At 67.7% G+C, this 21,850-nt stretch carries 19 protein-coding genes; 9 read left to right on the top strand and 10 right to left on the bottom strand.

Features of this window, described 5'->3' with window-relative positions; translation table 11 throughout:
• From K9U40_RS15735 to K9U40_RS15700, 8 genes are all read right to left on the bottom strand, one after another.
• Window positions 1-108: ArsA-related P-loop ATPase (locus K9U40_RS15735; protein WP_282891086.1), on the bottom strand; the 108-nt coding region annotated here is incomplete at its 3' end.
• A 616-nt stretch (window positions 109-724) separates the two neighbouring features.
• Complete coding sequence (locus K9U40_RS15730) at window positions 725-1,987, bottom strand: cysteine desulfurase (RefSeq protein ID WP_282891083.1); 1,263 nt, start codon at window positions 1,985-1,987, stop codon at window positions 725-727.
• Entirely contained in the window at window positions 1,988-3,295 is a 1,308-nt protein-coding gene (gene sufD, locus K9U40_RS15725; protein WP_414114933.1) for a Fe-S cluster assembly protein SufD, read from the bottom strand.
• Window positions 3,296-3,332: 37 nt separating this feature from the next.
• Window positions 3,333-4,094, bottom strand: a complete 762-nt coding sequence (gene sufC / locus K9U40_RS15720; RefSeq protein WP_282891082.1) for a Fe-S cluster assembly ATPase SufC — start codon at window positions 4,092-4,094, stop codon at window positions 3,333-3,335.
• Window positions 4,095-4,152: 58 nt separating this feature from the next.
• On the bottom strand, window positions 4,153-5,637 hold the full coding sequence (gene sufB / locus K9U40_RS15715) for a Fe-S cluster assembly protein SufB (protein WP_282891081.1): 1,485 nt from the start codon (window positions 5,635-5,637) through the stop codon (window positions 4,153-4,155).
• 309 nt (window positions 5,638-5,946) lie between these two features.
• On the bottom strand, window positions 5,947-6,141 hold the full coding sequence (locus K9U40_RS15710; protein ID WP_282891080.1) for a 4Fe-4S binding protein: 195 nt from the start codon (window positions 6,139-6,141) through the stop codon (window positions 5,947-5,949).
• Between the two features lie 406 nt (window positions 6,142-6,547).
• Window positions 6,548-8,314, bottom strand: a complete 1,767-nt coding sequence (nifA, locus tag K9U40_RS15705) for a nif-specific transcriptional activator NifA (protein ID WP_282891079.1) — start codon at window positions 8,312-8,314, stop codon at window positions 6,548-6,550.
• A 345-nt stretch (window positions 8,315-8,659) separates the two neighbouring features.
• Entirely contained in the window at window positions 8,660-11,026 is a 2,367-nt protein-coding gene (locus K9U40_RS15700; protein ID WP_282891078.1) for a putative bifunctional diguanylate cyclase/phosphodiesterase, read from the bottom strand.
• A 219-nt stretch (window positions 11,027-11,245) separates the two neighbouring features.
• On the opposite strand from K9U40_RS15700, the gene coaBC reads away from it, so the two are divergent.
• The 6 genes from coaBC to K9U40_RS15670 all read left to right on the top strand — a co-directional run bounded on the left by coaBC (window position 11,246) and on the right by K9U40_RS15670 (window position 15,939).
• Entirely contained in the window at window positions 11,246-12,463 is a 1,218-nt protein-coding gene (coaBC, locus tag K9U40_RS15695) for a bifunctional phosphopantothenoylcysteine decarboxylase/phosphopantothenate--cysteine ligase CoaBC (protein WP_282891077.1), read from the top strand.
• Complete coding sequence (dut, locus tag K9U40_RS15690; protein WP_282891076.1) at window positions 12,460-12,936, top strand: dUTP diphosphatase; 477 nt, start codon at window positions 12,460-12,462, stop codon at window positions 12,934-12,936. Before coaBC ends, dut begins: the two co-directional genes overlap by 4 nt.
• Window positions 12,937-12,946: 10 nt before the next feature.
• Window positions 12,947-13,387 carry an RrF2 family transcriptional regulator gene (locus K9U40_RS15685; RefSeq protein WP_282891075.1) on the top strand — a complete coding sequence of 147 codons (441 nt, stop codon included), beginning with the start codon at window positions 12,947-12,949 and terminating at the stop codon, window positions 13,385-13,387.
• 49 nt (window positions 13,388-13,436) lie between these two features.
• A complete protein-coding gene (cysK, locus tag K9U40_RS15680; protein WP_282891074.1) occupies window positions 13,437-14,423 on the top strand; it encodes a cysteine synthase A in 987 nt (328 codons plus the stop codon).
• 641 nt (window positions 14,424-15,064) lie between these two features.
• The gene (locus K9U40_RS15675; protein WP_282891073.1) at window positions 15,065-15,364 is read left to right on the top strand and encodes a helix-turn-helix domain-containing protein; all 300 of its coding nucleotides are present in this window, start codon (window positions 15,065-15,067) and stop codon (window positions 15,362-15,364) included.
• 2 nt (window positions 15,365-15,366) lie between these two features.
• The gene (locus tag K9U40_RS15670) at window positions 15,367-15,939 is read left to right on the top strand and encodes a DUF6456 domain-containing protein (RefSeq protein ID WP_432715921.1); all 573 of its coding nucleotides are present in this window, start codon (window positions 15,367-15,369) and stop codon (window positions 15,937-15,939) included.
• A 6-nt stretch (window positions 15,940-15,945) separates the two neighbouring features.
• Here the strand turns inward: K9U40_RS15670 and K9U40_RS15665 are convergent, their stop codons facing one another.
• On the bottom strand, window positions 15,946-17,370 hold the full coding sequence (locus K9U40_RS15665; protein ID WP_282891072.1) for a pyridoxal phosphate-dependent decarboxylase family protein: 1,425 nt from the start codon (window positions 17,368-17,370) through the stop codon (window positions 15,946-15,948).
• Window positions 17,371-17,610: 240 nt separating this feature from the next.
• Here K9U40_RS15665 and ilvD point away from each other — a divergent pair, with 240 nt between their 5' ends.
• Window positions 17,611-19,464: a dihydroxy-acid dehydratase gene (gene ilvD, locus K9U40_RS15660; RefSeq protein WP_282891071.1), complete on the top strand. Its 1,854-nt coding sequence runs from the start codon at window positions 17,611-17,613 to the stop codon at window positions 19,462-19,464.
• 84 nt (window positions 19,465-19,548) lie between these two features.
• Here ilvD and K9U40_RS15655 read toward each other — a convergent pair whose 3' ends face one another.
• On the bottom strand, window positions 19,549-20,025 hold the full coding sequence (locus K9U40_RS15655; protein WP_282891070.1) for a CVNH domain-containing protein: 477 nt from the start codon (window positions 20,023-20,025) through the stop codon (window positions 19,549-19,551).
• A 136-nt stretch (window positions 20,026-20,161) separates the two neighbouring features.
• On the opposite strand from K9U40_RS15655, the gene K9U40_RS15650 reads away from it, so the two are divergent.
• Both K9U40_RS15650 and K9U40_RS15645 read left to right on the top strand, forming a co-directional pair.
• The gene (locus K9U40_RS15650; RefSeq protein ID WP_282891069.1) at window positions 20,162-20,782 is read left to right on the top strand and encodes a ribonuclease D; all 621 of its coding nucleotides are present in this window, start codon (window positions 20,162-20,164) and stop codon (window positions 20,780-20,782) included.
• Between the two features lie 236 nt (window positions 20,783-21,018).
• On the top strand, window positions 21,019-21,798 hold the full coding sequence (locus K9U40_RS15645) for a hypothetical protein (RefSeq protein WP_282891068.1): 780 nt from the start codon (window positions 21,019-21,021) through the stop codon (window positions 21,796-21,798).
• The last annotated feature ends 52 nt before the right edge of the window (window positions 21,799-21,850 follow it).

Here is a 21,850-nt window from a genome sequence, read left to right as displayed (position 1 = left end):
GATGAGGATCTTGTGACCCATCTGCGCAAGCGCAGCCAGGGTGTTCTGAGAGGTGGTGGACTTGCCGATACCACCCTTGCCGTAAAACGCGATCTGTCGCAGCGACATCTTGCTCTCCTTCGAACCTTGAGCCGAGATTCGGTTCTGCCCGGTCTCATCGGTGCGCGCCGGCTAGCGGTCACACCCCGGGACGTTGCACTCCGGCGAGGATGCGGACGTGGCCTTTGTAGGGGCCCACAAAGCCAGCAACCTGTCGCCCGCAATAGAAGCTAGCAACCAGCGTGCCAGCGTTGGGAACCCGAAAAATACGTTCAAAAACATATATTTAAAGAATGAGTGTCGGGACTTGCGGCCATGTTCAGAACCCGACACAGGGCTTTTCGGGCCGACACGCCAGTTTAGTGCTGTTTGAAACAGGACACTCCCGGGAGGGTGACGGAGCACGGCACGAACGCGACAATTGCCCACCCGAACCGGCTCTGTCGCAAGTTCGACGCGGCTTGCGACGCAGCTCGCAAGGTGGGTTCGCCGCCCAGTTCGCTCCTGCCGATTTTCAATGGAGATGAGAGCCGGAGGCTTCTGTGCAAGGGGGCGGCCCGCATGACAATCGAGATGCCCCGGCGCCGCATCGCATTGCGCCATAGCCCTGAGGAGGCGGGCCCGACATGCAGATCAAAGAAAAAGGGACCGGCCGGCAGATCCGCCCGGTCCGTGCCTGCCGGCCTCAGCCGATCAGCTCCTGCGCCTTCGAGAGCGCCGCGACGAAGCGGTCCACTTCCTCACGGGTGTTGTAGAGCCCGAAGGAAGCGCGGCAGGTGGCCGAGACCCCGAACCGCTCAAGCAGCGGCATGGCACAATGGGTTCCGGCGCGCACGGCGATGCCGTCATTGTCGATCAGCGTCGCGAAATCGTGGGCGTGCGCGCCCTTGATCTCGAACGAGATGATGGCGCCCTTGTCCTTGGCCGTGCCGATGATGCGCACGGAATTCAGTTCCCCGAGCCGCTCCTGCGCATAGCGGGTCAGATCCGCCTCGTGCGCCCGGATGCGGGCCTTGCCGATGGATTCGATATAATCCAGCGCGGCACCGAGACCCGCCGCCTGCACGATGGCCGGCGTGCCCGCCTCGAACCGGTGGGGCGGGTCACCATAGGTGACGGTGTCCTGCCGTACTTCGCGGATCATCTCGCCGCCGCCGTTGAAGGGCGGCATCGCCTCCAGGTGCTCATACTTGCCGTAGAGCGCGCCGATGCCGGTGGGCCCATAAAGCTTATGGCCGGTGATGATGTAGAAGTCGCAGTCGAGATCCTGCACGTCCACGTCGAGGTGCACCGCGCCCTGGGAGCCATCCACCAGCACCGGAATGCCGCGGGCATGGGCGATCTTCACCACCTCCTTCACCGGAACGGTGGTGCCAAGGACGTTAGACATCTGGGTGATGGCCACCATCTTGGTCCGCTCGGTGAGCAGGGCTTCGAACTCATCCATGAGGAAGTTGCCTTCCTCGTCCACCGGCGCCCACTTGATCACCGCGCCGAGGCTTTCCCGCAGGAAGTGCCAGGGCACGATGTTGGCGTGATGCTCCATGATGGAGAGCACGATCTCGTCGCCGGGCTTGATGCGACTCTTGCCGAAGGTGGCGGCGACGAGGTTGATCGCCTCCGTCGCGCTGCGGGTGAACACGATCTCCTCCGGCCGCGCGGCGTTGAGGAAGCGCTGCACCCGCGCCCGGCCACCCTCATAGGCCTCGGTGGCCGCATTGGCGAGGTAGTGCAGACCGCGATGCACGTTGGCATATTCGGAGGTATAGACCTGCTGGATCCGATCCAGCACCTGGCGCGGCTTCTGGGCCGAAGCTCCGTTGTCCAGATAGACCAGCGGCTTGCCATTCACCTTGAGGTCGAGAATGGGAAAGTCCTCGCGCACGCGCAGGACGTCGTAGCTGCCGTTGGAGACGGCGGGATGCGGAGCGGGAAGAGGAAGCATCATTCACTCCCGACCCAGTAGCCAGGCCTGGGTCGCATCCGCCAGCGCCGTCCGCACGCCCTCATTGCCGATGGCGTCGATCACCTCGCCCACGAAGGCCTGGATGAGCAGCGCTTCCGCCTCCTTCGCGGGGATGCCGCGCGACATGAGGTAGAACTTCAGCTGCTGGTCCAGCGTGCCGGTGGTGCAGCCATGGCCGCACTGCACGTCGTCGGCGAAGATCTCCAGCTCCGGCTTGGCGCAGGCCTCCGCCGTTTCGGTCAGCAGCAGTGCGCGGCTGAGCATGCGGGCGTCGGTCTTCTGCGCCGCCTGGCGCACGGCGATCTTGCCCTGGAAGATGTCCTGCGCGGCACCGTCGAGCACGGCCCGGAAGGATTCCCGGCTTTCGCCGGCCGGCGCCGCATGGTCCACGGACAGCAGGGTGTCCGCATGCTGCTTGCCGGACAAGAGGCTCACCCCGTTCATGCGGGCCTGGATGGCCTCGCCGGCGAGATGGGCCAGAAGCTGGTTGCGCACCACGAGACCGCCAGTGGTGAAGAAGGTGTTGGCGAAGGTGGCGGTCGCGTCGACGCGGGCGAGAACGGTTGCGAGATGGACCGCATCCGCGCCTTCCGCCGTGATCTTCACCCGCTCCACCTTGGCCCCGGCACCCACGACCAGCTCCAGTGCGGTGTTGACCTGGTAGGCGACGCCGGAGGGGCCCTCGTGGCTCTCGATGAGGGTGAGGGAAGCGCCCTCCTCCACCACCGCGAGAGAGCGGGTGAACATGGAGACCGGGGCCGCCTCGGTGGTCACGAAGACCAACTCGACCGGCCGTTCGATGGCCGTGCCGGCCGCGACATGCAGCACGACGCCATCGCCCATCAGCGCAGTGTTGAGGGCGAGGACTGCGTCCGACGACGCCACCGTCTGGCCGAGCCGGGCGGTGAGCGCATCGCCAGTCGCCAGCGCTTCCGCCATGGAGCGGATGGACAGGCCCGCCTCCAGGTCAGCAAGGTCCGAGAGTTCGGGCACAAAGGCGCCGTTGACCAGAACCAGGCGACGGAAGCCGAGGCCCGCCAGCATGGCGCCGGCCGCAGCCGCGCGGGCCTTGGCGTCGGCATCCGGCGGGGCGGCAAGGGGACGCGCCTCGCGCATCAGGGCGCGCAGGTCGGTATAGCGCCAGGCCTCCACGCGGCGGTGTGGCAGGCCCGCATCGGCGAAAGTGCCGAAGGCGGCGGCGCGCTGGGCGGCCACGTCCGGGCCACCCGGAAGGATGGCACGCGCGGCCGCGAAGGTTTCGGCGAGGGCCAGCTCCGCGCTGGTCTTCATGGGTCGGATCTGGGCAGAGATTGGGGCGGCCATGAGATCACGCCGCCTCGTTCTGGTACTGCGCGTAGCCGGTGGCTTCCAGCTCCAGCGCCAGTTCCTTGCCGCCGGTGTGCACGATGCGGCCGGCGGCGAAGACATGGACCACATCCGGAACGATATAGTCCAGCAGGCGCTGGTAGTGGGTGATCACCAGCATGGAGCGTTCGGGGGAGCGCAGGGCGTTCACACCGTTGGAGACCACCTTCAGCGCGTCGATGTCGAGGCCGGAATCCGCCTCGTCGAGCACACACAGATAGGGCTCCAGCAGCATCATCTGGAGCGTCTCGTTGCGCTTCTTCTCGCCGCCCGAGAAGCCCACGTTCACCGGGCGCTTCAGCATTTCGGCATTGATGCCGAGGGTCTGGCCCAGTTCGCGCACCTTGCGCACCAGCTCCGGCGAGGTCAGCTCGGTCTCGCCGCGCTTGCGGCGCTGGCTGTTCACCGCCGTGTGCAGGAAGGCCATGTTGGAGACGCCCGGGATTTCCAGCGGATATTGGAAGCACAGGAAAAGACCCTGCGCCGCGCGCTCGTCGGGGGACAGTTCCAGCAGGTTCACGCCACGGAAGATCACCTCGCCGCCGGTGATCTCATAACCCGGCTTGCCCGAGAGCACGTAGGACAAGGTGGACTTGCCGGCGCCATTCGGCCCCATGATGGCGTGAACCTCGCCCGGATTGATGCTGAGGTTCATGCCGTCGATGATCTTGCGCCCCCCCGAGATCTCGGCATGGAGGTCCTTGATTTCCAGAAGGGGAGCCATGGTGAAGATCCTTTAATGTGTGGGGCCCGGCGTCTTTTTGACGATCGAAGACTTGATATCAGCCGACACTGCCTTCGAGGCTGATGGAAATGAGCTTCTGTGCTTCCACCGCGAATTCCATGGGCAGCTGCTGGAGCACGTCGCGCACGAAGCCGTTCACCACGAGGGCGACGGCGTCCTCCTGGGTGAGACCGCGCTGCATGCAGTAGAACAGCATATCCTCGGAGATCTTCGAGGTGGTGGCCTCGTGCTCGAACTGGGCGGTGGGGTTCTTCGCCTCGATGTAGGGCACGGTGTGCGCGCCGCAATTGTCGCCGATGAGCAGCGAGTCGCAGTTGGTGAAGTTGCGCGCGCCGGCGGCCTTGCGGTGGGCGGAGACGAGGCCGCGATAGGTGTTGTTGGAGCGCCCCGCCGAGATGCCCTTGGAGATGATCCGGCTCGTGGTGTTCTTGCCGAGATGGATCATCTTGGTGCCCGAATCCACCTGCTGGCGGCCATTGGAAATGGCGATGGAGTAGAACTCGCCGGAGGAGCCTTCCCCGCGCAGCACGCAGCTGGGATACTTCCAGGTGATGGCCGAACCGGTCTCCACCTGGGTCCAGGAAATCTTGGAATTCTTGCCGCGGCAGTCGCCGCGCTTGGTGACGAAATTGTAGATGCCGCCCTTCCCCTCGGCATCGCCGGGGTACCAGTTCTGGACGGTGGAATACTTGATCTCGGCATCGTCGAGCACCACCAGTTCCACCACCGCGGCGTGCAGCTGGTTCTCGTCGCGCATGGGGGCGGTGCAGCCCTCGAGATACGAGACGTAGGAGCCCTTGTCGGCGATGATCAGCGTGCGCTCGAACTGGCCGGTATTCTTCTCGTTGATACGGAAGTAGGTGGACAGTTCCATGGGGCAGCGCACGCCCGGCGGAATGTAGACGAAGGAGCCATCGGAGAAGACCGCCTGGTTCAGCGTCGCGAAATAGTTGTCGGTCGCCGGCACCACGGAGCCGAGATACTGCTTCACGAGGTCGGGATGCTCGCGCAGCGCCTCGGAGATGGGCATGAAGATGACGCCCGCGGCCTTCAGCTCTTCCTTGAAGGTCGTGGCCACGGACACGCTGTCGAACACCGCATCCACCGCGATCTTCGGACGCTCGCCCTCGGGAATCTCCACGCCGGCCAGGATCTCCTGCTCGCGCAGCGGGATGCCCAGCTTCTCGTAGGTCTTCAGGATCTCGGGATCCACCTCGTCGAGGGACTTGGGCGCCTTGAACTGCTTCGGCTGCGAATAATAATAGAGGTCCTGATAGTCGATGGCCGGATAGTCGACCCGCGCCCACTCCGGCTCCTGCATGGTCAGCCAGCGGGCATAGGCATCAAGCCGCCACTGGAGCATCCATTCGGGCTCTTCCTTCTTGGCGGAGATGAAGCGGATCACCTCCTCCGAAAGGCCCTTCGGCGCCTTCTCGGATTCGATCTGCGTCTCGAACCCGTATTTGTACTGGTCGACGTCGATGGAGCGAACCTGTTCGACTGTGTCCTGTACGGCCGCCATATGTCCCTCCGTCCAACTTGCCAGCGGCGGCGCGCTCACGTTACCGGGCGCAGCACACCGCACATGAAGCCCGCCAGGGGCCCTGAGAAGACTTCGCCTGAAACACTTTCCGCCCGGAAACCGGTCAGCCCCACACCCTTGGGATGCACGGAGCTTCGCAACCCTGCGGGTGAGGATCTACGATCCGGCGCCCGCCACCTCTTTGCCGCCGGAGAGCATGCTTGCATGCCTCCCCGCGAACATGTTGCGCGGTGACCGGCCCGCAGACGCGCCATCAGGCGCCTTGCGGGCCACCCGCCGCTCAGGCCATCAGGCCGGGACGCAGGTGTTTTCCACCGGGCACACGACCGCGCACTGCGGGGTATCAAAGCTACCCTCGCACTCGGTGCACTTCTTGGGATTGATGACGTAGGTGTCGTTCTTCAGGCTGATCGCGGCGTTCGGGCACTCGAACTCGCAAGCGCCGCAGACGGTGCACTGAGACGTAATGATCTTGTAGGCCATGGGCTAGCTCCGCGCTGTGCAGATTGGCAGGCAAGGCTCTCTTTCAAGCACCGTGCCATCGTATAACCCATTGAGTTATTATAAATATTCTTTGGACTCAGAGAACGACACGCTGTCGCTCCCCCGACAACGTGTCGCAAGTGCGACAGCGCGCCTGTCGGCATCAGAAGCCTTGCAGGCCGGGACCAAGTCCCGCTCCGGAGCGCTCCGGCCGGACGTGGCAGCCCTGCCCAGCCCTTCGCATGGATCCGGCCTTCCGGAAGGGGGACGGAGCGGGCATCGAGCGCTCGGGCGCAGGGTGACCCTACTCACCAACGCCGGAGCCCGAAGCCGGCCATTGCCGACTTCGGGCTCAAGACCGGCACCACGAAAGTGCGGCCGGATCCGGACGATGTTCAGGGCAGCGTCAGAAGCGCTTGATCTCGATGTCGTGCTTCTTCAGCGCGTAGCCGATCTGCCGCGGCGTGAGGCCCAGCAGACGCGCGGCCTTGGCCTGGACCCAGCCGGCCCGCTCCATGGCATCCACCAGCCGTTCGCGCTCGGACAATTCCTCATCCAGAGCGCTCGGTCGGACCGGCGCCGCGGGCACCGCCGGCGAAAGGGGCACCGGGATCTTGGTGACCGTGTTGGAATTCGCCGGCTCGGCGCCGACCGGGGCCACGACGGACGGCATCACCGGCAGCGGGATTTCCATGGGCCGGCGCGTGGCGGCCTCGTTCGGGCTGCGCCACAGGAGCGCGGACAGGCACTCATTGTGGCGACAGGCGAAATCGTCGCTCACGATGGCGCCGCCCTGGGCCAGGGTGGCGGTACGCTGCACGCAGTTCTCAAGCTCGCGCACATTGCCGGGGAAGCCGCAGCCCATGAGGACTTCCATCGCGTCGTTGTTGAACGCGAGGTCCCGGCCGTTCTCACGGTTGAAGCGATCGAGGAATTCATTCGCGAGCAGCGGGATGTCGCCGCGGCGGTCGCGCAGGGAAGGCACGATCACCGGAATGACGCTGATGCGATAGTAAAGGTCGGCGCGGAACTCGTTTTTCGCCACCGCTTCCTCAAGGTTGCGGTTGGTGGCGGCGACGACACGCACATTCACCTTCAGCGTGTGGCTGCCGCCGACCCGCTCGAACTCCTGCTCCTGAAGCACGCGCAACAGCTTGGCCTGGAAGGAGGGGGAGATCTCGCCGATCTCGTCGAGGAAGAGCGTGCCCTTGTCGGCCAGTTCGAAGCGCCCCTTGCGGGCACCCACCGCGCCAGTGAAGGCGCCTTTCTCATGGCCGAACAATTCGGATTCGAGAACCGACTCCGGCAGCGCCGCGCAGTTGAGCTTGATGAAGGGCCCCTTGGCCCGGGGGGACAGCTCGTGGATCGCCTTGGCGATGAGTTCCTTGCCGGTGCCGCTCTCGCCGCGCAGCAGCACGGGCGAGTGGGACTTGGCGACGATCATGATCTTCTCGAGCAGCGCGCGGATCTCGCGGCTCTCGCCGATGATGCCGTCCACATAGACGCGCTTGCGCTCGCGGCCCGGCGTGGGCTTGAGCTCGGACAGTTCCTTCTGCAGGCGCCCGCTTTCGGCCATCAGGCGCTCGCGATCGCGGGAGACGACGCGATGGAGCTGCACGGTCTGGGCGATCAGGTTCGCCACCATGGTCAGGAAGCGCACGTCCGAATCGAGCCGGAAAACGGAGCGCCCGTCCCAGACCCGATCAATGGTCAGCGTGCCGATGACGCGCGAGGCCACCCGGATCGGAACGCCGATCCAGGACACGCGGGTCTCCTCGCTCGCGCCCAGCGCGGCGACGTCGGCCGCGCTGAAAGCGGGATGGGAGGCCACGTTCTCCGCGATCAGCGGCACGGCGGTGGCGATCACCTGGCCGATGGCCTTTTCGGGCAGGCGCGCGCGATACCGCGCGTCCGTGCCCTCGTTCCAGCCGGCGCCCACGGTGATGTCCGGAATTCCGTCGTCCTCAAGCAGCGAGATGACGCCGTGGCGCATCTGCATGAAGGACGAAAGCAGATTGACCACGCTCGACAACGTGGTTTCGAGTCGGTTCGGCGCCGTCAGGATCTTCGAGATTTCGTAGATGCCCGTGAGCGCCACATCGCTCAGGGATACGAGGGGAACATGAGCCCGGGGCTGCTCACGCTCGATTTGCAACGCTTCTTGATGAACCATAGTGCTGTCTCCGTCACCCCAGGCTCCCGTCCCAACTGTGTTTTTGTATGATTAGCGACACTTTGATTTAGTTTCATTCTCATGTCGTGCCCAAGGTAAAGGCAAAAGTTGCCACCTTCTTGGGCAGTTTTTGGCGAATGTCCGTTTTCACGCCATGTTCGGCCGCCAAGCCGCCCCATAAGGGTCGACAATTGTCAGAATCGAGACGGTTCGGCGCATGCATCGGCAAAAAGATTTCGCAGTGCGAAACGGCCATCGTGGCTTTTGCCGCAACTTTCCGCACCCTGCGACGCTGCAGCGCATCATCTGCGTCGGGCTTGCGTCCTGGAGGCGGGACGATGTCCCTCAGGTGGCTTCGAATGCCGCGAGGCGGGCGGCGGCGGCCTCCTCGCCTTCATTGCGCAGAAGCTCCGTCATCTCCGCCCCGTCGAGCGGGCGGAAGAAGAAGAAGCCCTGCGCCAGCTCGCAGCGCTTGTCCTTGAGAAAGCGCGCCTGCCCGGCGGTTTCCAGCCCCTCGGCCACCACCCGCATGCCGAGAGTGCAGCCAAGGTCGATCACCGCGCAGACGATGGCGGTGTCGAAGGCGTCGCGCTCGATATCCTTCACGAAGCTCTGGTCGATCTTGATGGTGTCGATGGGCAGCTGCTTCAGGTGGATGAGGCCCGCATAGCCGGTGCCGAAATCATCGAGGGCGATTCGCACGCCGGCCCGGTACAGCTCGTCGAGGATGGGCGCCACATGATCGGAGCTGCGGCCGAGGAATACGGTCTCGGTGATCTCCACGTCGAAATGGGTGGGCTCCACCCCCGCCGCATGGAACTGCCGCAGCAGGGTCGCCGCAAGGTCACGGCCGGCGAACTGGGCCGGTGACAGATTGATGGCGATGCGCCCGCACGGATGGCCCGCCTCGATCCAGCCGCGCACGTCGCTCGCCACCCGCCGCACCATGCGCTCGCCGATGAGCACGGCCAGCTCGGGATCCGTCAGCGCCGCCTCGAATGCGGAAGGCGACAGCACCACGTGCGGCGAGCGGCGCCAGCGCACCAGGGCCTCCAGCCCCTCGATACGCCCGGTCACGAGCGACACCTTGGGCTGATAGAAGGGGATGATCTCGTCCTCCGCGAGCGCGGCCCGCATGGCGCGGTTCAGCGCCACCCGCTCCAGCACCGCCTGCCGCATGGCGGGGGCGTAGACCACCGCGCGGTTGCGGCCCTGCTGCTTGGCGGCATAGAGGGCGAGGTCCGCATCCTTCATCAGCTCGCCATAGGTGCAGTCATGGTCCGGGCAGGCGGCGAGGCCGATGCTTGCCCGCGTGGCGAAGTGGCGGCCCGCATGCAGCACCGGGCGGCGCAGTTCGGCGAGGATGTTGTGGGCCAGCCGCTGGCCTGCCGCAACAGGGTCAGGCCCCTCCACCACGGCCACGAACTCATCCCCGCCCAGCCGGGCGAGCAGGCCGCCATGCTCCAGCAGGTCATCCAGGCGATGGGCCGTCTCCATGAGGGCGGCATCGCCGGCATCGTGGCCCAGCGTGTCGTTCACGTCCTTCAGGCCGTCGAGATCAATCAGGAGCAGGCAGATCCCCTGCCCGGGCCGGCGGGCCTCCAGCGCGGTGCCGAGCCGGGCCTGGAAGGCGGCGCGATTGGGCAGGCCGGTCAGGGCGTCATGGGTCGCGGCATAGAGGGCGTGCTCTTCGGCCGAGCGCCGCTCGGTCACGTCCACCAGGGCAGCCACCAGGTGCGGCGAGGTCTCCATGGGAATGGCCGCGGCCGCCAGCACGACGCGCCGTATTTCGCCGTCCGCCATTTTCACCGTGGTCTCGAAATTCGCCACGGCGCCCTCGGCTCTCAGGCACCCGAGCAAGTCGCCGACAGCCTCCGGCGGAATGCCGCCCTCGCGCAGGCCGCCGTCGGGGCCATCGAGCGAGACGCCATAGAAGCGCCGGGCCGCCTCGTTGGATTTGACGTGGCGACCATCATCGAGCCGCGCCACCATCAGGGGCAGGGGCACGGCCTGGAAGGTCTTCTCCAGCGTGTCCTCGCTGACGCGCAGCCGCTCGTTCGCCCTTTGAGCCGCCCCCACTGCAGACCAAAACTGCCGTTCCATGCGGTTGCCCCGCGACACCACGATCATCAGCGCAATGTTCAGCGACGCCACGGCAAGGGCGAGCCCCAATCCCACCTGCCAGCCGATGGAGGTGTCGGCGTAGCCGTAGAACAGCAGCAGGCTGCTGCCGACGCCGCCTGCCACCAGCCAGGAGAAGGAGATGGGAACCGCGAGATAGAAAATGGTGGGCAGCAGCAGGACCACCAGCAGCGCCAGCTGGCTTTGCGAGGTCACCAGCACCGCCACCGCCGTCGCCGTGCCCCATTGCCAGATCGCGTAGATCACGTCCGCCCGGCGGGGCGTGACCGCCAGATGGATCCCGCCGAGGCACAGCAGCGACAGGCCGATCACGACGAAGCGCGCGGACACCGCCACCGCGAAATGGGGGGTTCCGGCAAACCGCCAGTCGCTGAGGAGGAATAGCGCATTGAGGATGACCGAGGCGGCGAACAGCAGGCGGGCCTGCCGGCGCGCCTCGGCGAGACGGCTCTGGCGAAACGCGGCCTCCTGCGCGGGATCCACGAACTCGCCGCCGATGGCGGTCAGCTGCGGATCGTCCGCGCCCGGACCCGGATCGAAACGTCCGCGCTGGCGAGAAGTGCCCCTCATGGAACTGATCCTAAGGCCGGGGAAACGCTTTCGCCACAATCGTGCCTGCCCTTTATCCGGATAGGGGCGATGTCTGCGCGGCCAGGTTGCACACCGCCCTTCATCCGGATGCGGCGCCTCGCCTCGCGGGACGGCGCGGGCTATATGCGGAGATGACGATCCCTGGTGGGCCGCGGCGCGCTGCGCAACGGCCCGCGAAACGCCGCGCGGAAGCCGCCGATGCTCAACGACAAACGCATCCTCCTCCTCATCGGCGGCGGGATCGCCGCCTACAAGTGCCTTGATCTGGTCCGACGCCTCAAGGAGCGCGGCGCGCGGGTGCGGGCGGTCATGACCCGGGCCGCCGGCCAGTTCGTCACGCCCCTGTCCGTGGGCGCCATCACCGGCGAGCGCGTCTTCACCGACCTGTTCGACCTCACCGCCGAGCACGACATCGGCCACATCCGCCTGTCGCGCGAGGCCGATCTCGTCGTGGTCGCCCCCGCGACGGCGGACCTTCTGGCGAAGATGGCCCACGGCATCGCCGACGATCTCGCCACCACCGCGCTGCTCGCCACCGACAAGCCGGTCCTGGTGGCCCCCGCCATGAACCCGCGCATGTGGGCGCACCCCGCCACACGGCGCAACGTGGCGCAGCTTCGGGCCGACGGCATCGCCATGGTCGGCCCCAATGCGGGCGCCATGGCCGAGCGCGACGAGTTCGGCGAGGGCCGCATGGCCGAGCCCATGGAGATCCTCGCCGCCATCGAGGCCCATTTCGGGGCCGCGGACACCGCTTTGCTCAAGGGGCGCCGCATCCTCGTCACCTCCGGCCCCACCCATGAGCCCATCGACCCGGTGCGCTACATCGCCAACCGCTCCTCGGGCAAGCAGGGCCACGCCATCGCCGCGGCGGCGCGCGCCGCAGGAGCAGAGGTGATCCTGGTGTCGGGTCCCGCCGAAGCTGCCGATCCCAGGGGCGTGAAGGTGATCCATGTGGAAACCGCGCAAGAGATGATGGCCGCGGTGGAGGAGAGCCTGCCGGTGGATGCCGCCGTGTTCGCCGCCGCGGTGGCCGACTGGCGCGTGGCCGACGCCGCCGGCCAGAAGATCAAGAAGGGCGACGGCGGCGCGCCGCCCCTGACCCTGGTGGAGAATCCCGACATCCTCGCCGCCATCGCCCGGCACCGCACGCTCCGGCCGCGCCTCGTGGTGGGGTTCGCGGCGGAGACGCAGGATGTGGTGGCCCATGCCCGGGACAAGCGCCTGCGCAAGGGCTGCGACTGGATCGTCGCCAACGATGTGTCGCCGGAAACCGGCATCATGGGCGGGGATGCGAACACCGTGCATCTCGTCACCGCCGCCGGGGTGGAGGACTGGCCGTCCGCGTCCAAGGCGGAAGTCGCCCGCCACCTGGTGGCGCGCATGGCCGCCGACCTTGCGGGAGAAACCCGATGAGCCGCCCGATGGTCCGCATCCAGCGCCTGCCCCACGCCGAGGGACTGCCCCTGCCCGCCTACGCCACCGCAGGCGCCGCCGGGCTCGATCTCGCCTGCGCGCTGCCGGAGGAGACGCCGCTCATCCTGCTTCCCGGAGCATTCGCCGCCATTCCCACCGGCTTCGCCCTCGCCCTGCCGGAGGGCTACGAGGGCCAGGTGCGGCCGCGCTCGGGCCTTGCGCGCAAGAACGGGGTGACCGTGCTCAACACGCCGGGCACCATCGACTGGGATTATCGCGGCGAGGTGATGGTCCTGCTCATCAATCACGGGCCGGAGCCGTTCACCGTGGCGCGCGGCATGCGCATCGCACAGCTGGTGGTCGCTCCCGTCACCCAAATAATGCTGGAAGAAACCGGAGATCTGAGCGAAACTGCACGCGGCTCCGGTGGTTTTGGTTCGACAGGCCTGGGAGCCATGTTTTTGAAGAAGTAGCTACAGCCTGATGCCGCGTTTATCCGACAAGAGTCTCCTCGCCATTGCAGCCGTCGTGGATGTCGCCGTGCACGCGCGCGGCGCGCCGGTGGCGGCCAAGGCGCTCGCGGCCCGGCATGGCCTTCCCCCCCGCCGGCTGGAGCCGGTGCTCCAGGCGCTGGTGCATGCCGGCGTCCTGAAGGGGGTGCGCGGTCCCCGCGGCGGCTACGAGCTGGCGCGGGAGCGCCGGCGCGTCTCCGTCGCCGAGATCGTCCGGGTCGTCGAGGGCGCGGAGGAGGAAAAAGAAATCATCCTGCCGCCGCTGGTGACCGAGGTGGTTCAACCCGCTGTTGCTGCGGCCGAGGACACCTTCGACACCGCCCTCGACGGGGTGACGCTCGAGGACCTCTGCCGCAGCGCCGACGAGAAGGGGCACGGGTCGGAGCACGAGAGAATCGATTTCGCCATCTGAAAGGCCCGCCCCATGCGGGCCGGCGGCCAATATCCCAAGGAGATCGCCCATGGCAGAAGCTGCCGCCAAGATCGTGCCCGCCGCACTGCCCCGGCCGGGGCGCGGCCGCGTCTATGAGTCCATCACCGAGACCATCGGCAACACGCCGCTGGTGCGGCTGAAGCGCCTCGCCGAACTGCGCGGGGCGAAGGCCGAGATCCTCGCCAAGCTCGAATTCTTCAATCCCATCGCCAGCGTCAAGGACCGCATCGGCGTCGCCATGATCGAGGCGATGGAGGCGGCGGGCGTTCTGGACCAGGACACCGTTCTGGTGGAGCCCACCTCCGGCAATACCGGCATCGCCCTCGCCTTCGTGGCGGCGGCGCGCGGCTACCGGCTCATCCTGGTCATGCCCGAGAGCATGTCGGTGGAGCGCCGCAAGATGCTGGCCCTGCTGGGCGCCGAGCTGGTGCTCACCCCGGCGACCCTCGGCATGAAGGGCGCCGTCGCCCGCGCCGAGCAATTGGTCGCGGAGTTGCCCAAGGCGGCGATGCCGCAGCAGTTCAAGAACAAGGCCAACCCGGAAGTCCACCGCCGCACCACGGCGGAGGAGATCTGGAACGACACCGACGGCAAGGTGGATGCGGTGGTGGCCGGCGTCGGCACCGGCGGCACCATCACCGGCATCGGCCAGGTGCTGAAGCCGCGCAAGGCGTCGCTCAAGATGATCGCGGTGGAGCCGGAGGATTCCCCGGTGCTGTCCGGCGGCCCGCCCGGCCCCCACAAGATCCAGGGCATCGGCGCCGGCTTCGTGCCGGAGGTGCTCGACCGCTCCGTCATCGACGAAGTGGTGACGGTGGGCAACCAGACCGCCTTCGACACCGCCCGCGCCCTGGCGCGCTACGAGGGCATTCCCGGCGGCATCTCCTCGGGCGCGGCGGTGGCGGCGGCGCTTGAGATCGCGGTGCGCGACGACATGGCCGGCAAGTCCATCGTGGTCATCGTGCCCTCCTTCGCCGAGCGCTATCTCTCCACCGCCCTGTTCGAGGGCCTCTGAGCGAACGCGCTGCGCCCCGGCTTCGCGTCGGGGCGCAGCGTTCAGGATGCACCACCCTCCGGCGCCGCATCCCAGGGGCCTCCGGCTTCCGGATGGCCCCGGCCGGACCTCGTCCGCGCCAGCCGCAGCAACGCAGCGTGGCGCGCCGGGTCATAGCCCGCGCCGCCCCGGAACGCCGCCTTCCGAACCGACCGGAGCGCCCGTGCCAGCGCGGCCGAACCGCTGCAGACCACTGCGAGCCCGCTCATCTGGCGCCGGACCTGCGCCTCCGGATCCTCGCACCTGAAGGCGTAAACCCGCCCCGCGCCCATTCCCGATACCCGCATGCACCAGTCTCCCCTGTGGGGTGGAATGGTCGCCCGACTTGGTGGGAGGGGGAAAAATTCCTACCCCTGCGACGGCCGGCGACAGGCACATTTAGCGGGCAAGCACTTGATATGTTTGAGCTCCGGAATCGGCCTCTGCAAACCTGAGTTGCAGCATCTCTCCACATCCTCTTGAAATATAACAAGATCATTGTAGGAATTTTTTCCCTACAACGAGAGGGTGTAATGTCTCATTTCCCGGCCGAGCCCCGCGTCGTCTTCTCACGACCCTCTGCCCGCCCGACGGGCGCCGCCGGCGCCTCACATGCGCCGGCCATGTCGGTCCCCTGCCGGCTGGCGGCGGCCATCGTTGCGGCGCATGCGGGATGTGGGGTCGAGGCTCTGGTAGGCCTCCGCCGCTCCACCGCTCCCATCGCCACGGCACGGCAGCTCGCCATGTATCTCGCCCATGTGGGCCTCGGCCTGCCGCAGTCGGAAGTGGCGCAGGCCTTCGGGCGTGACCGCTCCACCGTCGCCTATGCCTGCCGACGCATCGAGGACCTGAGGGACGACCCCGCCTTCGACCGTCATGTGGCCCGGATGGAGGCCTGCCTGCGCTGGGCCACGGAGCGCTGACGATGGCGCCCCGCCAGAACGCCGCGCGCATGACGCGCGCCCCGAAAGCATCCGCGGGCCGGACGGCCCCCCGCCGCGCTTCCGGCACCGCCGGCATGCCGGAACCGCAGGTCAACCTTGCCGAAAGCCCCCTCGCGTGGCTGGCCCGGCGCGCCGGCAAGGACGGCCGCGCCCTGGTGGACCAGACCCAGCTTGCCGCCGGCGAGCGGCTGCGGGCCGATTTCACCCGGGCCCAGCTTACCCCCCGCGTCACCAGCCGCTGGAGCGAGGTGTCGGGCGCCGGCACGCCGGAAGCCTTCACCGACATGGTGCTGGCGGCGAAGCTGCGCGTCGCCCGCGCCATGACGGCGGTGGGTCCGGAACTGTCCGGGGTGCTGCTGGATGTGTGCTGCTTCCTGAAGGGGCTGGAGGCGGTGGAGCGCGAGCGGCTGTGGCCGGCGCGCACCGCCAAGGTGGTGCTGGGCCTCGCCCTCGACCGGCTGGCCGGCCATTATGGCCTCAGCGGATCGACGCAGGGCCGCGCCCGTGCGCCGGTGCGCAGCTGGCACGCCCCGCCGGAGCCGCCACAGGCGTGAGCCCCCTCAGGCCAAGGCGCGGGCGGTGTCGCGGATGATGTCGAAGGCGGCCGCCACGTCCGCCTCGGTGGTGTCCATGGCCCCCGCCTGGAAGCGGATGGCGAGGCGGCCGTCCACCCGCGTGGGGGTGAGATAAAGCTGCCCGCCATCATTGATGGCCTGGAGCAAAGCCAGCATGTGGGCATCGCCGTCGCGGCCGTCGCCGGGATCGTGGCGGAAGGAAAACAGGGAGAGCACGGGCGTCGAAGCCAGCGAGAAGCCCGGCTCCGCCGCGATCCGGCCCGCAAGCGCCTGCGACCAGGCCACATGGTTGCGGATCATCTGCCTCAGGCCTTCCAGCCCATGGGCGCGCAGCACGAACCACAGCTTCAGCGCGCGGAACCGGCGGCCGAGCTGGATGGTCCATTCGCTGAAATTGACGATGCCGGTGTCGCCCCCCTCATGGGCGTGGGTCCTCAGATATTCCGGCTGGATGGCCAGCGTCGCCAGATGGTCGTCGGCGCTCCTGAGGAAATGGGCGGAGCAGTCGAACTGCACGCCGAGCCATTTGTGCGGGTTCAGCACGATGGAGTCCGCCTGTTCCACCCCCGCCCACAGAGGCCGGAACTCCGGGCACACCATGGCCGCGCCGGCCCAGGCCGCGTCCACATGGACGAACAGGCCGTGCCGGTGCGCCACCTCCACCACCGCCTTGACGTCATCCATGGCGCCGGTGCTGGTGCCGCCCACGCAGGCGACGACGCCGGCCGGCACCAGACCTGCGGCCTTGTCGGCCTCGATGGCCGCCTCCAGCGCCTCGGGCACCATGCTCCGGAGCGGCCCCTGGGTGGGGATGCGCACCAGATTGTCGTCGCCGATGCCGCAGAACCACGCCGCCCGGTCGATGGAGGTGTGCACCTCGCTGGACGTGTAGACCCGCAATTGCGGGCGACCCGAAAGCCCGGTGCGGTTGCCGGTGAAGCCCAGCGCCCGCTCGCGCATGGTGAGGAAGGCGCAGAGCGTGGCCGAGGAAGCGGAATCCTGGATCACGCCGGAAAAGCCCTCGGGCAGGCCCACCGCCTGGCGCAGCCAGTCGAGGGCCACGATCTCCAGCTCCGTGGCGGCGGGGGAGGTCTGCCACAGCAGGCACTGGGCGCCCATGGCGGAGGACAGGAACTCGCCGATCACGCTGGCCGGGCTGGCATTGGCCGGGAAATAGGCGAAGAAGCGCGGGTGCTGCCAATGGGTCATGCCCGGCACCAGGATGCGCTCGAAATCCGCGAAGATGTCGGCCATGGGCTCGGCCTGTTCGGGCGCGGAGGTCGGAAGCCGGGCCGCGATCTCCCCCGGCTTCGTGCCGGCGCGCACCGGGCGATCCCGGAGCCCCGCCCGATAGTCCGCCGCCCAGTCGGCCGCCTCGTGGGCCCAGTGGCGGAACGCCTCCCCGTCCATGTGCTGTCCTTGCGTTCTGACGTCCGGCCGGGACATAGCCGACTTCAGCCCTGCTGGAAAACCGGCGCCGCGCCGCAGTCCGGTGCCCGCCCTCGTGATCACGGGCGCGCCCGAAGCCGTGATAGAGTGTCGCATCAAAGGCCTTTCACGCAGGCCCACATGGCTCTAAGACGGCCGGCAGCTTTGCGCGCCGGGCCGAGAGCCATCGCGCACCACAACACATAAGAGGCAAGAGAGGACATGCCCCAGTACCGCTCCCGCACCTCCACCCACGGTCGCAACATGGCCGGCGCCCGCGGCCTGTGGCGTGCCACCGGCATGAAGGACGGGGATTTCGGCAAGCCGATCATCGCCGTGGTGAATTCCTTCACCCAGTTCGTGCCGGGCCACGTGCACCTCAAGGACCTCGGCCAGCTGGTGGCCCGCGAGATCGAGAAGGCCGGCGGCGTCGCCAAGGAATTCAACACCATCGCGGTGGATGACGGCATCGCCATGGGCCATGACGGCATGCTCTATTCCCTGCCGTCCCGCGAGATCATCGCCGACAGCGTGGAGTACATGGTGAACGCGCACTGCGCCGACGCCATGGTGTGCATCTCCAACTGCGACAAGATCACCCCCGGCATGCTGATGGCCGCCATGCGCCTCAACATCCCGGCCGTGTTCGTCTCCGGCGGGCCCATGGAGGCCGGCAAGGTGCTGCTCTCCACCGGCGAGAAGAAGGTGGACCTCATCGACGCCATGATCGCGGCGGCCGATGACAAGGTCACCGACGCCGACGTGCAGGTCATGGAGCGCTCCGCCTGCCCCACCTGCGGCTCGTGCTCCGGCATGTTCACCGCCAATTCCATGAACTGCCTGACCGAGGCGCTGGGCCTCGCGCTGCCGGGCAACGGCTCGACGCTGGCCACCCATGCCGACCGCGAACGGCTGTTCGTGGAGGCCGGCCACCTCATCGTCGACCTCGCCCGCCGCTATTACGAGCAGGACGATGCGAGCGTGCTGCCGCGCTCGGTGGCCTCGTTCAAGGCGTTCGAGAACGCCATGACGCTGGACATCTCCATGGGCGGCTCCACCAACACGGTGCTGCACCTGCTCGCCGCCGCCAACGAGGGCGAGGTGCCCTTCACCATGGCCGACATCGACCGCCTGTCGCGCAAGGTGCCGGTGCTGTGCAAGGTGGCGCCCGCGGTGGCGAACATCCACATGGAGGACGTGCACCGCGCCGGCGGCATCATGGCCATCCTCGGCGAGCTGGACCGCGCCGGCCTGATCCACACCGAGCTGCCCACCGTGCACGCCGCCACCCTCGGCGATGCGCTGGACCGCTGGGACGTGAAGCGCACCCAGAGCGAGAGCGTGCGCACCTTCTTCCGCGCCGCGCCGGGCGGGGTGCCCACCCAGGTGGCGTTCAGCCAGACCCGCCGCTGGGACGACCTCGACCTCGACCGCGAGACCGGCGTCATCCGCGACGCCGCCCACGCTTATTCCAAGGATGGCGGCCTTGCGGTGCTCTACGGCAACATCGCCCTCGACGGCTGCATCGTGAAGACGGCGGGGGTGGACGCCTCCATCCTGAAATTCACCGGCAAGGCGCGCATCTTCGAGAGCCAGGACGCGGCGGTGGAGGCGATCCTGTCCACCGGGCGGATCCAGCCGGGCGACGTGGTGCTGATCCGCTATGAGGGTCCGCGCGGCGGGCCGGGCATGCAGGAGATGCTATACCCGACCTCGTATCTCAAGTCGAAGGGCCTCGGGAAGGCCTGCGCCCTGGTCACCGACGGGCGGTTCTCGGGCGGCTCCTCGGGCCTGTCCATCGGCCATGTCTCGCCGGAGGCGGCGGAAGGCGGGGCCATCGGGCTGGTGGAGGAAGGCGACACCATCGAGATCGACATCCCGAACCGCGTCATCCGCGTGGCGGTGTCCGACGAGGTGCTGGCCGAGCGGCGCGCGGTCATGGAGGCGAAGGGAGACAAGGCGTGGAAGCCGGAAAGCCGCAAGCGCGTGGTCTCGCAGGCGCTGCAGGCCTATGCGGCGCTCACCACCTCCGCCGCCCGCGGCGCGGTGCGCGACGTGAGCCGCCTGCGGCGCTGATCAAGCCGGGACCAGCCAAAAGGAAAGGGGCGCCAAGGCGCCCCTTTTTGTTCGGTACAGGCGGTTCGGTTCAACGCGGGCAAATCAACGCGTGCAGGTCAGCTGCCCGTTGAAGTTGGCAATGTCCCGCGCGCCCCAGCAATAGCGCATGTTCAGCGAAGAGTTCACGAACAGGTGGCCGCCCACGCGGCATTGCGCGCGCAGGACATTGTCCGGGCCCACGAAGGCGTTGCGGCAGGTGCGCTGATAGGAGCCGGGCGGCGCCGGCATGGGGCCGGGCGGCGGCATGGGCCGGCCGCGCACGCACCAGAGCTGGCCATCCTGGTTGGAAATGTCGCCCCGGCAGCTCGGGAAGTCGTTGAGCCGGGTCTGCACCCAGTTGCCGCGGCGGGTGGCGCAGAAGGCGGTAAGGTCGCGCCCGCGCCGCACCTGCACATTGTTGCAGCTGTTGAGGTAGCTGCCTCCCGGAACCGGCTGGGCCACGGCCTCGCCCCCCGGGACGAGCCAGCCCAGCGCCAGGAGCAGGCTGAACAGGCCCGCGACGACGACATTTCGCTTCATGATTCCCCCCTGTGGAAAGGCGCGCCCTTCTATCACGGCGAATCAGGAGCCGCACAGCCGTCCCCGCACGGCCATCGACAGCGGCGCGCCGCTTCGCTAGAAGCCGTGTCGATCCAGAAACATAAAGACGTCACCCATGACCATTCGCCTGCATCGCGGCGACCTGCCCGCGGACTTCGTCGCCGCGCCCGTGGTGGCGATCGACACCGAGACCATGGGGCTCAACCCCTTCCGCGACCGGCTGTGCCTGGTCCAGCTCTCCAATGGCGACGGCTCGGCCGACCTCGTGCAGATCCCGCAGGGCGCCGACGCGAAGAGCGCGCCGAACCTCGTGCGCCTGCTGGCCGACCCAGCCATCACCAAGCTGTTCCATTTCGGCCGCTTCGACATCGCGGTGCTCCAGCATACCTTCCACGTGATGCCGCAGCCGGTGTGGTGCACCAAGATCGCCTCGCGGCTGGTGCGCACCTACACCGACCGCCACGGGCTCAAGGACCTGCTGCGCGAGACCCTCAACGTGGACATCTCCAAGCAGCAGCAGAGCTCGGACTGGGGCGCGAGCGACCTCTCCGACGCCCAGCTCGCCTATGCCGCCTCCGACGTGCTGCACCTGCATGCCGTGAAGGCCAAGCTGGAGGAGATGCTGGCGCGGGAGAACCGCACCGGGCTCGCCGCCGCCTGCTTCGCCTTCCTGCCGGCGCGGGCCGCGCTCGACCTCTCCGGCTGGGCGGAAGAGGATATTTTCGCTCACTCCTGAGCCGGCTCCCCGATATAAAACCCAGTGTTGGCATGACCTTACGGCCGGCCCTTGCACGGGGGCGGCATTTCGGACAATTTGGCCCGACGCGTGGGGCGACGCGTCGGCCGGCCCTGTGGCTCAAGGCGAGCGAGAGCCCGTGCCGATCAGCTCGGGTTTCGACCTGATCGGCAGACCGGTCTCTTAGGAGAAAGCAAGAGGCGCACGCGGGATTGGCCCGCCGCCGGAACAGGGCCATGAACCGACACGTGTCGCCACACGAACTCGACCGGCAGGGAACCGTGCCAGCGGACGAGCCCCTGGGGCCTTCCGCGACCTTTCGCGACTTCGCGGAGGACGAGTCCGCCGTCTTCGTACAACGCAGCCCCGACTTTTCCAGCGCCCGGCGCCACAGCCGGCGCGTGCGCTGGGTCAAGCGCCTGCTGCCGCTTTCCATCGTGGTGGCGGTGGTGGCCATCGGCGCCGTGTCGGTCCTGTCTCGGCTGAAGCTCTCCATCGAGCTGCCGTTCGACATCGGCCACCTGACGCTGACCGGCTCGCGCCTCACCATGGAGCTGCCCAAGCTCTCCGGCTTCACCGACGACAATCGCGGCTACCGCGTCACGGCGCGCACCGCGACCCAGGACCTGACCCATCCGGACGTGATCGACCTCACCGACATCGAGGCGCGGCTGGAGATGAGCGACAAGGGCTGGGCCAGCGTCAGCGCCAAGGTGGGCAGCTTCGACACCAAGAAGCAGTTCATCACCCTCGGCGACGGCGTGGACCTCGCCATGAACGGCGGCTATGGCGGCCGCCTCCACGATGCCGAGGTGGACGTGAAGGCCGGCACCATCGCCACCGAGAAGCCGGTGGTCTTCACCTATCTCGACGGCAAGCTGGTGGCCGACCGCCTCCATGTGGGCGACCGCGGCACCAGGGCCCTGTTCGAGGGCAACGTGCAGCTCGACTTCCGCATGTCCAACCTGCCGGGCCAGAAACCGGACGCCGCGGCCAAGGCCGCCGCCTGTCTCTAATACACATCTGACGCAGCCGACGACTTAATAGGTGTAGATCTCGGGGGTCGCC

Origin of the sequence: Xanthobacter autotrophicus (assembly GCF_030015065.1) — a bacterium.
Classification (GTDB): Bacteria; Pseudomonadota; Alphaproteobacteria; order Rhizobiales; family Xanthobacteraceae; genus Xanthobacter; species Xanthobacter autotrophicus_D.
The sequence above is the reverse complement of the archived record's forward strand: the minus strand, read 5'-3'. Positions and strand labels throughout refer to the sequence as shown.

Coding starts and splice junctions, on each gene's coding strand:
- sufB (WP_282891081.1), bottom strand. CDS start 5,637: ATGGCGGCCGTACAGGACACAGTCGAACAGGTTCGCTCCATCGACGTC.
- nifA (WP_282891079.1), bottom strand. CDS start 8,314: ATGGTTCATCAAGAAGCGTTGCAAATCGAGCGTGAGCAGCCCCGGGCT.
- K9U40_RS15710 (WP_282891080.1), bottom strand. CDS start 6,141: ATGGCCTACAAGATCATTACGTCTCAGTGCACCGTCTGCGGCGCTTGC.
- cysK (WP_282891074.1), top strand. CDS start 13,437: ATGGCAGAAGCTGCCGCCAAGATCGTGCCCGCCGCACTGCCCCGGCCG.
- K9U40_RS15670 (WP_432715921.1), top strand. CDS start 15,367: ATGGCGCCCCGCCAGAACGCCGCGCGCATGACGCGCGCCCCGAAAGCA.
- K9U40_RS15700 (WP_282891078.1), bottom strand. CDS start 11,026: ATGAGGGGCACTTCTCGCCAGCGCGGACGTTTCGATCCGGGTCCGGGC.
- K9U40_RS15665 (WP_282891072.1), bottom strand. CDS start 17,370: ATGGACGGGGAGGCGTTCCGCCACTGGGCCCACGAGGCGGCCGACTGG.
- sufC (WP_282891082.1), bottom strand. CDS start 4,094: ATGGCTCCCCTTCTGGAAATCAAGGACCTCCATGCCGAGATCTCGGGG.
- ilvD (WP_282891071.1), top strand. CDS start 17,611: ATGCCCCAGTACCGCTCCCGCACCTCCACCCACGGTCGCAACATGGCC.
- K9U40_RS15685 (WP_282891075.1), top strand. CDS start 12,947: ATGCCGCGTTTATCCGACAAGAGTCTCCTCGCCATTGCAGCCGTCGTG.
- sufD (WP_414114933.1), bottom strand. CDS start 3,295: ATGAAGACCAGCGCGGAGCTGGCCCTCGCCGAAACCTTCGCGGCCGCG.
- K9U40_RS15730 (WP_282891083.1), bottom strand. CDS start 1,987: ATGATGCTTCCTCTTCCCGCTCCGCATCCCGCCGTCTCCAACGGCAGC.
- K9U40_RS15645 (WP_282891068.1), top strand. CDS start 21,019: ATGAACCGACACGTGTCGCCACACGAACTCGACCGGCAGGGAACCGTG.
- coaBC (WP_282891077.1), top strand. CDS start 11,246: ATGCTCAACGACAAACGCATCCTCCTCCTCATCGGCGGCGGGATCGCC.
- K9U40_RS15655 (WP_282891070.1), bottom strand. CDS start 20,025: ATGAAGCGAAATGTCGTCGTCGCGGGCCTGTTCAGCCTGCTCCTGGCG.
- K9U40_RS15675 (WP_282891073.1), top strand. CDS start 15,065: ATGTCGGTCCCCTGCCGGCTGGCGGCGGCCATCGTTGCGGCGCATGCG.
- dut (WP_282891076.1), top strand. CDS start 12,460: ATGAGCCGCCCGATGGTCCGCATCCAGCGCCTGCCCCACGCCGAGGGA.
- K9U40_RS15650 (WP_282891069.1), top strand. CDS start 20,162: ATGACCATTCGCCTGCATCGCGGCGACCTGCCCGCGGACTTCGTCGCC.